This window comes from Tepidiphilus thermophilus (assembly GCF_001418245.1).
Taxonomy (GTDB): domain Bacteria; phylum Pseudomonadota; class Gammaproteobacteria; order Burkholderiales; family Rhodocyclaceae; genus Tepidiphilus; species Tepidiphilus succinatimandens.
In genome coordinates, this window is record NZ_LIPU01000004.1 from 90,915 (window position 1) to 103,001 (window position 12,087).

Sequence of the window (12,087 nt, forward strand, 5' to 3'; positions counted from 1 at the left end):
CGGGATGCTCCCATCGCGTTCGGACCGGAAAAACCGTTCGGGTAAATCGGCTACAATGCCATTTCCGTCGGCATAGGTAAAGGGCCCGCCATGCAGGAGACGATCGAAGCCATCGACGAGCGGTTGCGTCATCTGTTGGCCGTTGCCCCGGAATCGGCCCCTCCGGCGGCCGAGTTCGAGATCCTGGCCGACAGCCTCCTGGGCCAGGAGTTCGCCACCTTTTCCCAGCTCGTCGATCGTGCCGACCTGCTGCGCGCGGCCCTGCACCGCGTTGGCTGGCCGCGCCGCAGCCCGCCCACGCGCGAATCTCCGTACCTGAAAGCCTGGGGCAAGCTCATCAAGCTGTACACCAAGGCCACGCAGCACCCGGCGGCCGTTCCCTCCTCGCCTTACTGCGCGCTCGCCCACGAACGCCAGAGCTGGTGCCTGCTGCGCATGATGCTCATTTTCTGGTTCGAGCTCACGCGCGTTCCCGACACCCTCTGGGGCGGCTTGCACCAGGCGCTGCTGCGCGCCGAGCGCGCCAACGTGGCCAATCGACGCGTCGACGACGGTCTTTTCGGCACTCCGCTGCGGCTGAGCTGCCGCGAAGTGCACCACGCCGCCGCCCTCATCCATCTCGCCAATCCCAACGCCCTGCCCATGTCGATGCTGCCGCGGGTGGTTACCTTCGCGCTCGAACTGGCTACCTACGCCCAGTTCGTTCCGCCGGAGTGGCTCGATCGCATCGACGATCGCTACGGCATCGACCTCGCCGGAAATTCGCCCCCCATCCCCGCGCTTGCCCTGGCCGACGCCAAGATGCTGCGCCTCTACGATGCCGGCGCACTCATACCCAAAGTGCATATGCGGCTCGCTCAGACGGGCTTATCCACCGACGAGCGCCTGCTCCTCGAAACCCTGTCGCAGCGCTGGACGGGAGAGCCGCCCAAGCGACAGGAACCCCGCGAGCCGAGCAATGAAGGGCTGCAGGTCGTCTCCGACTGGCCAGCGATCTATTTCTACTTTACGGGACGCGCCTTCGAGCCGCCCACGGCGGTGTCGGTGCGCCGCACCTTCGAGGAAGCCCAGCGCATCCAGCTCTTCGGCGGCACCGTCAGCGACGTCGATCTCACCGAGCGCGAGCGGGAAAAGAACGAGCTGCTCTACTCCCCCCACCTCACGCAGTGGGATGCCATGGACTGCAGTCCCAAGGGGTGGCGCATCCGCCGCAGCGGCGCGCGCAGCGAGCTCACCCGCTGGCCGCCCGGGCGGCTGCTTCTCGTGCGCAAACACCCCAAGACCTACGGCGGCATGCTCACGCGCGTGCGCTGGCGTCAAGCAACCTTCGACGGCGAGATCCACCTCGGGCTCGAGCAGATCCCCGGTATCCCCCGCCCGACGGCGGTGCAGCACTTCCCCGTGGTAGGAGCGCCGCCAACTCCCTGGTACCCCGCTTTCTGGTTTCCCGACACGAGCCGTGGCGACGAAGGCACGCACCGTCTGCTCGCTCCGCTCGAGATCGGCACCGAAGCCAAGCTGCTCAACCTGTGGGTCGAACACAAGACGCGCGGCGCCCGCGTGCAGGAAGTCCTCGAAAAGGGCGAGGATTACCTGATCCTCACCTTCTTCTGGATCGACCCAGTCATCATTTGACCGCCTCGCCCTCGCGCCAGCGCCCGGAGGGAAAGCGCAGCCGGAATTCGCTCCCCTTGCCCGGCGCGCTGTCGATGAATAGCCTCGCCTCGTGGCGTTGCGCCACGTGATTGACGATCGCCAGCCCCAGGCCGGTGCCACCGCGGTCGCGCGAGCGGGCCCGATCGACGCGGTAGAAGCGCTCGGTGAGGCGCGGCAGGTGCTCCGGCGCGATCCCAATGCCGGTATCGCGCACGAAGAGCTCCCCTTCGCCGTTTTCCGCCGCACGCGCTCCGATCACCACCCGGCCCGGCGCGGGCGTGTAGCGCACCGCGTTGAGGGCGAGATTGCCCAAGGCCGACTCCAGCTCGGTGCGCACACCCAAGATCGCGCCGGGTTGCGGCGGGAAATCCACCTCCACCGTCAGCCCCTCAGGCGCCACGCCTCTGGCCTGGGCGGCCGCCGTCTCCAGAAGCTCCCCGACGTCGACCCATTTCGCCGGCGGCGGCTGCGTCCCCTCCAGCTGCGCCAGCGTCAGAAGATCCTCCACCAGCCGCTGCATGCGCACCGCCTGCGCATGCACCTGCTCCAGATAGCCCGCCAAGGGCGGTGGCAGGGGAGTGGGCGCATCCAGCGCCGTCTCCACGTAGCCGCGCACGATGGTGAGCGGCGTGCGCAGCTCGTGCGAGACGTTGGCGACGAAATCGCGCCGCATCCGCTCGAGCCGCATCGCCTCGGTGCGATCCTCGACGAGCAGCAGCGCCTCTCCTTCCTCTAGCGGAACCCATTGCAGGCGGCAATGGAGCGTTTCCCCGCGCCGCGGCACCTCGCCGGTAAACCCGGCCTCGCCCGAAGCGCGAATGCGTTCGAGCCAGCGCGGCTCGGGCAGGAAGAGGGCGAGCGGCTGCCCCCCATGCAGGCGGCGCTGTAATTGCAGCAGATCCTCGGCGCGCCGGTTGAGCCGGCGGATCGTCCCGTCGGCCGCCAGCCACACCACCCCCACCGGCAGGCGATCCCAGGCCGCGATCAGGCGCTCCCGGTCGCGCCGTGCCGCCTCCACCCGGCGCCGCCACACCCGCTCCTGCGCCCGCAGCGGCTCGAGCACCAGCCGCGCCCGGGGGGAAAGATCCTCATGAGGCGCTCCAGTGAGCGCTTCCCCCAGCACCTCGGCAAACTCGCGCTCGACGCACCACCATGCCCAGCCCAGCCCGAGCGCGAGCAGGCCTAGCCCCGCCGGCCAGGAAAAGAGCGCACCCACCGCTGCAACCGTTCCCACGCCAGCCAGCCGCCGCCAAGCGAAACGGCGCTGTCGCCGCAGCCGCTGCGCCGTCTTCATGCTTCCTGTGCCGTCTGCACCGAAAACCGGTACCCCGCCCCGCGCACCGTCTGGATCAGACCCGCCATCCCATAGGGTTCGAGCGCCGCGCGCAAGCGGCGCACGTGCACGTCTACCGTGCGCTCCTCGACGAAGACGTGATCCCCCCAGACGCGGTCGAGCAGCTGCGAGCGGCTGTGCACCCGCTCCGGATGCACCATGAGGAAATGCAGCAGGCGAAATTCGGTCGGCCCCAGCGCCACCACCCGCCCTTCTGCCAGCACCCGCCGCGCCGCCGGATCGAGCTTCAAGCCACCCGCCTCGAGCACCTCCTCGCCCACCTCCGGCCGGCGCCGGCGCAGCACCGCCCGGATGCGCGCCACGAGCTCACGCGGCGAAAAGGGTTTGGTGACGTAATCATCCGCCCCCGCCTCCAGCCCCAATACCTTGTCCACCTCGGCCCCGCGCGCCGTGAGCAAAATGAGCGGCAGCACCCGCGTACGCTCTTCCCGCCGCAAGCGGCGCACGAGTTCGATGCCCGACAGCCCCGGCAGCATCCAGTCTATGAGCACCAGATCCGGCAGCGCCTCTCCGATGAGCCGCAAGGCCGTCTCCGCCTCGGACGCGCGCAGCACGTGAAATCCCGCCTGTTCGAGATTGACCGCGATCAGCTCCAGGATCGCCGGTTCGTCCTCGACCACCAGCACATTGGCCGCCATGATCCCTCCGCTCGTGCCATCAGAAACGTGTTGCCGTTATATCGCGAAACGGTGACGGTTTCGTGACATTTTCGGGCCTCTCCCTGTTCCCTTGCCCTCGAACGAAGCATCTTCCGCCCCAAGATGGCGCAAGGGGCACCCTGCGCCTGCCCGCAAGCCACGGCCAAACGGGAAAAAACGACTGGCATCGTTCTTGCTTCCTAACGTCTGGCCTGTCCACCGGAGACTTTCATGAAAACCCCTCTGCTTCCCCTCACCGCCACCCTGGCCGTGCTCGGCGTCTCTTTGGCCCATGCCGAAGATACGGCCAAGAGCCCGTTTGCGCTCAGTTTCACCCTCGGGGCCACCAGCGACTATGTCTTTCGCGGTGTGTCGCAGACACAAAACGAGCCCGCCGTCCAAGGCGGCCTCGAATTGGCGCACGATAGCGGATTCTACGTCGGACTGTGGGGCTCGAACGTCGATTGGGTAGAAGCTGGCGGCTACAAAGAGGACAACAGCCTCGAAGTGGACCTCTATGGCGGCTTTCGCGGCACCTTCGCCGACTCGTTCGGCTATGACTTCGGCATCATCACGTACTACTATCCCGGCGACAAAATCTCGGGAGCGGTCGACCCGGACACCACCGAAGTCTACGCCGGTTTGTCCTGGAAAACGGTGGCCCTCAAATACTACCACACGGTTTCCGACCACTTCGTCGGCTGGACCACCGACGATGGCGGCGATACCCGCGGCAGCTACTACCTCGATCTCTCGGCCAGCTATGACCTGGGCGGGGGCTGGGGTGTGCTCGGCCACGTCGGGCATCAGGAAGTGGAAGACAACGACGCAGCCTCGTACACCGACTGGAAACTCGGCGTGAGCAAGGATCTCGGCTTCGGCGTCGCCACCCTGGCCTATACCGACACCGATGCCAGTAAATCCGCCTATACCTGGGACGGCGAAGAGGTGGCCGATGCCAGAGTAGTTCTTTCGTTCCAAAAAAGCTTTTGATCAACACCCCCTCGCCCATCGTTTGTGGCAACGTCCGGTCGAGGGGGCATGAACAATCAAGCAGGATCGGGACGAAACCATGATCGACGCCAGCGACCCCGAATTCATTCGACTACTCGCCCGACTCAAACTCAGCGTCCGTCGTCAGCTGGAATACAACATCGATCTGGCACGGCTGCAAAAAGACGCACAACAAGCCTTGGAGGTGCTGAAGGAAATCGAGGATATGGCCGAGGATGAAGAACTCCTTGCACTCATTCTCCGGCTGAGAGCGATAATAATGCAAAATTCATCAAAAGACGTCTTGGAAAAGGAGAAAATCGCCGATCCTTCTGTCGAGAAAAATTCTTCCAACGTGCGCTCTTACCGATTTGGCGCACGGGGTGGATGAGCGCCAACCTCAGAGATCAAGCCGCTCGAACCACGCCTGCATCACCGCTGCGGCTGCCTGCTGCAATCCCGCTTCCTGCGCCCGCGCCTGGCGGCGTAGCTCGTCCGGACGCAGACCGCAGGCCCGGATCTCATCGATGTTGCCGATGAGCCAGCGCTCGAGTCGAGAAGGGGCGACTTCGAGGTGGAATTGCCAGGCCATGGCGTGCTCCCCCGCCATGAACGCCTGATTGGGGCACAAAGGGGTACGTGCCAGGCTCTGCACGCCGTCGGGCAACTCGAAGAAATCCCCGTGCCAGTGCAGCACGGGCTGTGCGCCGATCCGGCCGATGGGGGTTCCGGCCGCCGCCGGGGTGAGTTCGAGCGGAAAATAGCCCAGCTCTTTCGCCCCCATGGGTCGCACCCGTGCCCCCAGAGCGCGAGCCATGAGCTGCGCCCCGAGGCAGATCCCCAAGGTGGGGCGGCCTGCCGCGATCCGGGAACGGATGATCCCTACTTCATCGGGCAGAAAAGAAAAATCCGCGTCGTCCTCGGCGCCGAGCGGGCCGCCGAGGACGACGAGCAGATCGGGCGCGAGCGCATCCCAGCCGCAGAGCTCGTCGAGACCGAGGTCGATATAGCGCACTCGCCAGCCGCGCCACACGAGCCACGGCTCGAGCAGACCCAAGTCTTCGTAAGCGACGTGCCTCAGCGCCACGGCCAGCGGCGGGGCGCGTCGTGCGCCGGATTCGTTCTTCGTCATGTTCGTCCTCCCGAGGGAACACGCCGGTGCTCAACGCGCGCTCGTCACGCGGAAGCGCCGCATCGAAGCACCCAGCTTGCCGGCGGCGTGCTTGACCCGGTCGACGCTCGCCGCGAGCGCCGCCAACGAGCCGCGCATGCCGTCGGCGATCGCCGCCAAGCGTTGCATCATGGAGCCGTTCACGCGGCTGCGCTCGGCCACGCGCTCGATCACGCCCAGCAGTCGTTCGGCGAGTTCGTGCACCTCGCCCTGCTCGGAGACCGCTTCTTCGGCAAGCCGCAGACCGTTCTCGACGTCGGCCACGCCGGATTCCATGATCGAGACCGCCTCGCGCGCTCCGTGCTGGATGCCCTCGATCTTGCCGCGGATGTCGCCGGTGGCGCTGGCCGTGCGTTGCGCCAGCTTGCGCACCTCGTCGGCCACCACCGCGAATCCGCGCCCGTGCTCGCCGGCGCGCGCCGCCTCGATCGCCGCGTTGAGCGCGAGCAGATTCGTCTGGGCGGCGATGTCGTTGATCACCGCCACGATGTCGCCGATCTCCTCGGTGCGCTGGTTGAGCGCCTGGATGGTGCGGCTGGCGGCGTCGATCGAATCGCGGATCGCCTGGGTCTGGGTGCGCACCGTCTGAAACTGGGTTTGGGCGTTCTCCACCACCGTGCCGAGCGCGGTGCGCACTTCCTCGGCGGTATGGGTGGCGGTGTCGATCTCGGCGAGCTGCTCGCCGAGCGAGTCGAGCAGATGCTGCACCTCGGCAAGGAGCTCATTGGCGGTGCCAGCAGCTTCCGTGTTCTTGTCGATCATCTCGCCGTGCGTCTGGCGCACCTCGTCGGTGGTGCGCACCACTTGCCCCAAGGTGCCGTCGAGCGAATCGATGAAGCTGTCGATCCAGCGGCCGAGCTCGCCGCTCTCGTCCTCGGCGAGCAGGCGACGATCGAAGCGCTGGGTGAGGTTGGCTTCCCCCTCGGCGAGCGAGCGCATCGTCTCGGCCATCGCGTCGAGCCGTCCGGTGAACGCCCGCACGCGGCGCCGCAGCAGCGGCGCATAGCCGAGGAGCAGCACCGCGACCATCGCCACCACCACGGTCGGCGCCGGCGGTGCGGCGTAGGCCGCGAACACCGTCGCCAGCAGCGCCGCGACGCCGACGAGCAGCAGGAAATCGCGCGTGAGCTGAAACCCCAGCGGGCGATGGCGATAGACCTCTTCGAGATCGGCTTCGCACATCATCCCCCAGCGATCGGGCGAACCGGGCAGCCGGAAAGTGATGCCCTTGCCGATCACCGGGATGTGTCGGTAGTCGGAATAGCCGGGATAGGTGACGAAGAGGTTCTCGCCGCAGCGGATCGTTTCGCGCACGCCGGGGTGCAGTTGCCCCGTGGCCGGGTCGACGAAGCGCAGCTCGAGCTCGGTGTGTCGCTGCACGCGTACGGTGCCGTAGGGGGTGGAAACGCCGCGCTTGAGGTTGTCTCCGAGGGTAAACGTTTCATCCTCGAAGCGCGAACGCGACAGGGCCGTGCCCGGGGCGATCGTCGGATCGAAGCGCGATTCGACCATGAAGAGGTAGTTGTCGCCCGAGTCGCGGTAGATGTGCCCCGCCTCGCGCTGGATGAGATCGCCGATCACGTCGTTGGGCACGCGGGCGCAGACACAGCCGAGCGTCTCCCCGTCGCGCACGATGGGGTGGTAAAACATCAGCGTGACTTCGTCGTGGAAACGCGAAGTCGTCGGCCCCAGCGTCTCGGTGAATGGGTCGGCGTAGGGGCCGTGCAGGAACGGGCCGCTCAGCCCGGCGGCGACGGCTTTCTCCGGCAGATCCTGCTTGCCGACGTGCTGCGGCGCAGTCGAGGCGAGCACCCGCCCTTTCGGGTCGATGACGAAGAGTTCGGAACAATCCGCGGCGAGCAGGCGTTTCTGGCGCAAGGGTTCGGCATCGAGCGCCTGGTCGAACCGGCCAGCGTAGGTCTGGGCCAGATCGGCGAGGTGTTCCCACTGCGTCCGCGTCCAGTCTTCGAGCAGGCGCACGCGGGTGGCGGCGATGCTCTCGAAAGTGCGCTCGATCGCCGGATAGCGGTGGCGGTTGAGCCAGCAGGCCCAGCCCATGGCGAGCTTGCCGGTTTTGCCGAACCAGGGCAGCCAGTGCCGCTCGGCGGGGGTGAGCGCCATGCGCCGGCTCTTGAGCGCGCCGTCCGCGCGCGGCGGGGCATAACTTGCACCAAAAGGGTTCGAATGGGTCAAGGTTTGTGCCGTCATGGTGCATTCTCCGCATCGAGGGTATCGGCCGCCAAGTCGGCGCAGACGACGAAAGTGCCGGCCTCGCCGTGGGCCGTGGCGGAAAGGGTGCGTACCCAGGTACCATCGGGTACCGAGAGGTAGGGGTCGGTCAAGTGGATTCGTCCGGGCATGGCGATGGCACGGCGAAAATAGGGCCGGGCGCTCCACAGGGCACCGGCGCCATCGGCCAGCGGTAGGTAACGCAGCAGGGTCACCGGCACACGCGAGGCGCTGTGCCCGAGCTGGCGGCCGTTTGCGTCGAGCAGATAGGCGCGATAGACCTCGGGGCGGGCGATCAACTCGGCGCTCGCCAGAGCAAAGTCTTCTCCCAAAGCGACGCGGCGCAAGGTCTGCCGGAACACCTCTTCGAGCGTTTTGGGTACCGCCTCACGACGGCGCACAGGACGCGCCCGCAGCGGGTCGTGCAGTTTCTCCCGCGCGCCCCAGGTGCTCTTGAGGGCGAAAGCGCGCGGCTGCGGCCGGGCGTAGTAGAAACCTTGCACGAGATCGGCTTCGGCCTGCACGGCGAGCTGCGCCTGCGCCGCGGTTTCCACGCCCTCGAAGAGCACCAAGGCACCGGTGTCGCGGATGAGCGCCACCAGCCGCTGGAGACTGCGGCGCACCCGCGCGTCCTCTTCCGCGAACAAAATCAGCGTGCGATCGAGCTTGACGATGTCGGGCGCGAGCGTGAAGAGCCGGTCGAGGTTCGAATGACGAGCACCAAAGTCGTCGAGCGCGACCAGGTAGTCGAGCGCCCGGTAGCGGGCCATGAGTTCGCGCAGCCACCCGGAATCGGTACTCTCGTCCTCGGTGAGCTCGACCACGACCTGGTGCGGATCGAGCCCGGCCGGGAGATCGTCTTCTTCGGTGAGCTGTGCCTGCGGTGCCCGATTGACGAAAAGCCACAGATCGTCGCCTGCCAGCGGCCGAAAGTTTTCGTAGTGCAACCGACGGGCGAGCCGGTCGCGCAGAATGAGCTCTTCGGGGTGCAGACTCGAGGTGAAAAACCGCAGCGGTGGCACCTCCACCCCCTCGTGCTGTGGCCGCAGCAAGGCTTCCAGCCCGACGATGCGCCCGTGCGCGATGCTGAAGATCGGCTGGAAATGGCTCATGAGCTGCCAATCACGATAGCTCAGGATCGTGTCCTCGGGATGGCGGTGCCAGCGCACCGATGTTTCCAGGCATTCCGGCGCGTCGTGCTCGCGCATTGGGGGTTCCTCCGATTTCCACCGCACCGTGCGGCATGCCCACTAGAACCAGCAATAATCATGCCTGAGCCTCTTTGCAGCAACGGCGTCGGCGTCACATCCTCGTCACACAGCTCGCCTACGATGGCGGGCGATGCGCCTTGTCGTGGCGAAATTCGTCCATGGATTCCCTGACCGAAATCATGTGCCCTCCCTATCCCGCCGACGTCCTCCCCGAGCTGGAACGCCTGTTGCAGGAACGACGCCTGGCAGCGCGTTTCCAGCCGGTGATCACGCTGGAGGACGGCGGACTCCTCGGCTTCGAAGGGCTCATCCGCGGCCCCAGCGACAGTTCGCTGCACGCTCCCCTGGTGCTCTTCGACGCGGCGCGCCGTCTCGGGCGATTGAGCGAGCTCGAATACCTCTGCCGCGAGACGGTCATCGCCGCTTTCGCTGCTCAAGGCGGCCAAGGGAAACTGCTGCTCAACGTCGATCCGGGGGCGATGGTGGTGCAGCCGGGCGATCAAAGCCGGACGCTCGCCTGGATCGAACAGGCGGGATTGTCACCGCGGGAAGTCGTCATCGAGCTCACCGAAGCCACGCCGGGCCTGGACTACGCCCAATTGCGCCATGCCGTGGCGCACTACCGCAGCCTCGGCTTTGCCATCGCCATCGACGATCTGGGCGAAGGCTTTTCTTCGCTGCGATTGTGGTCGGAGCTCGAGCCGGATTTCGTCAAGATTGACAAACACTTCGTGCAAGGGGCACACGCCGACCCGATCAAATGGCAATTCTTGGAGTCGATCGCGCGCATCGCCCGCAACAGCCGCACCCAAGTGATCGCCGAGGGCATCGAGACGCCGGCCGAACTCGCCGTGGTGCGCGAGTGCGGCATCCCCCTCGGTCAGGGGTATCTCTTCGGCCGGCCCGAACCGCGACCCGAATATCGGCCCGAGCCGGAACACTTCCGCTCCGAGCAGGTGCTCGACGCCTCCGTACCCGCGGGCGCAGAGGCGAGCGTCGCCTCCCTGGTGCACTACGTCGCCCCGCTTGCGCCGGAGACGACGAACGAGGAAGTCTTCGCCCGCTTCGAACGCGACCCGGAGCTCTATGCCCAACCGGTGGTCGCCGACGGCGTGCCGCTGGGGCTCATCGCGCGCAATCACTTCATGGATGCCTACGCCCGCCCCTACCGGCGCGAGCTCTACGGACACCGACCCTGCACTATGTATCTCGACCGCCACGCGCTGGTGATCGACCGGCGCATGAGCCTGCAGCAACTCTCGGATCTCATCACCCAGCTCGACCCCAAACACCTGGTGCAGGGCTTCATCATCACCGACTCCGGCCGCTACCTGGGACTGGGCAACGGGCACGCGCTGCTGCGCGAGATCACCCGCCTGCAGCTCGAGGCGGCCCGTCACGCCAACCCGCTCACCAACCTGCCCGGCAACGTCCCCATCCAGCGGGAGATCGATGCCCGGCTCAAGCGGGGCGAACCGTTCGTGGCCGCCTACCTCGATCTCGATCATTTCAAACCGTACAACGACATCTATGGCTTCCGCCGCGGGGACGACATCCTGCGGCTGGTGGGCGAACTGCTGCGTGAGCACACCGATCCGGCCAGGGATTTCGTCGGCCACATCGGCGGGGACGACTTCATCGTGCTGTGGGGCAGTCCCGACTGGCAGGAACGCACCGAGGCGCTGCTGCGCACCTTCGATGCGCGTATCCCAGAGTTCTACCATCCCGAAGACCGCGCCCGCGGCGGCATCGAGGCCGAGGACCGGCAAGGGCGAACGGTCTTCTTCCCGCTGTGCGCCTTGTCGGTCGGCGCCGTCGTCATCGACGAGCCACAGCGCTACGAGAGTCACCACGCCGTGGCCGAAGCGGCCTCGGTGGCGAAGAAGATGGCGAAGAAGACGCCGGGCAGCTCGCTCTTCGTCGAACGCCGCCGGCAGAAGTGAGCAGAGCGCTACAGGAGCACCGCGCAGCAGGGTGTCCGAGGGGCCCTACAGGATGCCGTCGGCGCGGTGCAGCACGTCGGCGAGCTCGACTTCGGGTGGTAGCGGCTCGAGCAGGCGGCGCGGCGCCTGAGGCGGCGGCGGGGGGGCGATCTCCCGATTCCAGTCCACCAGCTCCAGCCGACCGTCGAGGTGTTCGACGATGGCCGTGCAGGAATCCACCCAGTCGCCACAGTTGGCGTAGGTGAGACCGTCCACCTCCTTGATCGCCGCCCAGTGGATGTGGCCGCAGATGATGCCGTCCAGCCCCCGCTCGCGCACGCTGCGCATCACCGCGTCTTCGAACCCGTACATGAACTCCAGCGCCTTCTTCACCTTGCGCTTGACGTGTCCCGCGAGCGACCAGTAGCCCGGCCGCCCCATCCGGCGACGCACCCAGGCCCAGACGACGTTGGCGCGCACGAGGGCGCCATAGGCCGCATCGCCCAGCAGCGCCACCCAGCGATGATGGCGCGTCACTTCGTCGAACTCGTCGCCGTGGATGAGCAGGAACCGCCGTCCGTCGGCCGTCTGGTGCACGTACTCGGCGTGCAGCGTGATGTCGCCGAAAGCAGCCCCGACGTATTCACGCAGCGCCTCGTCGTGGTTGCCGGGAATGAAGATCACTCGCTCGCCGTGGCGCGCCCGCCGCAGGATCTTCTGCACGACCGTATTCTGCGCTGCGCTCCAGTAGATGCCGCGGCGCATCGCCCAGAAATCGACGACGTCGCCCACGAGGTAGAGATACTGCGCCGGATATTCGCGCAGGAAATCGACCAGGCGCTCAGCCTTGCAGGCGCGGGTCCCGAGGTGGATGTCCGAGAGAAAGACGGAACGAACGGCAGGCATATCGACC

10 protein-coding genes are annotated in these 12,087 nt (G+C 66.7%); 4 read left to right on the plus strand and 6 right to left on the minus strand.

Features of this window, described 5'->3' with window-relative positions; translation table 11 throughout:
- Positions 1-90: 90 nt before the first annotated feature.
- Positions 91-1,635, plus strand: a complete 1,545-nt coding sequence (locus ASC37_RS04755; protein WP_055423285.1) for a hypothetical protein — start codon at positions 91-93, stop codon at positions 1,633-1,635.
- Here ASC37_RS04755 and ASC37_RS04760 read toward each other — a convergent pair.
- The gene (locus tag ASC37_RS04760; RefSeq protein ID WP_055423286.1) at positions 1,628-2,950 is read right to left on the minus strand and encodes an ATP-binding protein; all 1,323 of its coding nucleotides are present in this window, start codon (positions 2,948-2,950) and stop codon (positions 1,628-1,630) included. The genes ASC37_RS04755 and ASC37_RS04760 overlap by 8 nt on opposite strands.
- Entirely contained in the window at positions 2,947-3,648 is a 702-nt protein-coding gene (gene phoB / locus ASC37_RS04765; RefSeq protein WP_055423287.1) for a phosphate regulon transcriptional regulator PhoB, read from the minus strand. Before phoB ends, ASC37_RS04760 begins: the two co-directional genes overlap by 4 nt.
- Before the next feature lie 231 nt (positions 3,649-3,879).
- On the opposite strand from phoB, the gene ASC37_RS04770 reads away from it, so the two are divergent.
- Positions 3,880-4,641 (plus strand): TorF family putative porin, encoded by a 762-nt coding sequence (locus ASC37_RS04770; RefSeq protein WP_055423288.1) that lies wholly within the window; start codon positions 3,880-3,882, stop codon positions 4,639-4,641.
- A gap of 79 nt (positions 4,642-4,720) precedes the next feature.
- The gene (locus ASC37_RS11500; protein ID WP_141056122.1) at positions 4,721-5,032 is read left to right on the plus strand and encodes a hypothetical protein; all 312 of its coding nucleotides are present in this window, start codon (positions 4,721-4,723) and stop codon (positions 5,030-5,032) included.
- A gap of 9 nt (positions 5,033-5,041) precedes the next feature.
- Here the strand turns inward: ASC37_RS11500 and ASC37_RS04775 are convergent, their stop codons facing one another.
- From ASC37_RS04775 to ASC37_RS04785, 3 genes are all read right to left on the minus strand, one after another.
- The gene (locus ASC37_RS04775; protein ID WP_055423289.1) at positions 5,042-5,773 is read right to left on the minus strand and encodes a glutamine amidotransferase; all 732 of its coding nucleotides are present in this window, start codon (positions 5,771-5,773) and stop codon (positions 5,042-5,044) included.
- 30 nt (positions 5,774-5,803) lie between these two features.
- The gene (locus tag ASC37_RS11705; protein ID WP_055423398.1) at positions 5,804-7,933 is read right to left on the minus strand and encodes a methyl-accepting chemotaxis protein; all 2,130 of its coding nucleotides are present in this window, start codon (positions 7,931-7,933) and stop codon (positions 5,804-5,806) included.
- Between the two features lie 83 nt (positions 7,934-8,016).
- Positions 8,017-9,249, minus strand: coding sequence for a sensor domain-containing phosphodiesterase (locus ASC37_RS04785; RefSeq protein WP_055423290.1), 1,233 nt, complete (start codon positions 9,247-9,249; stop codon positions 8,017-8,019).
- 161 nt (positions 9,250-9,410) lie between these two features.
- Between ASC37_RS04785 and ASC37_RS04790 the strand changes: the two genes are divergently transcribed.
- Positions 9,411-11,195, plus strand: coding sequence for a GGDEF domain-containing protein (locus ASC37_RS04790; RefSeq protein ID WP_198289004.1), 1,785 nt, complete (start codon positions 9,411-9,413; stop codon positions 11,193-11,195).
- A gap of 45 nt (positions 11,196-11,240) precedes the next feature.
- Here the strand turns inward: ASC37_RS04790 and ASC37_RS04795 are convergent, their stop codons facing one another.
- Positions 11,241-12,080: a UDP-2,3-diacylglucosamine diphosphatase gene (locus ASC37_RS04795; RefSeq protein ID WP_055423291.1), complete on the minus strand. Its 840-nt coding sequence runs from the start codon at positions 12,078-12,080 to the stop codon at positions 11,241-11,243.
- Positions 12,081-12,087 lie beyond the last annotated feature (7 nt).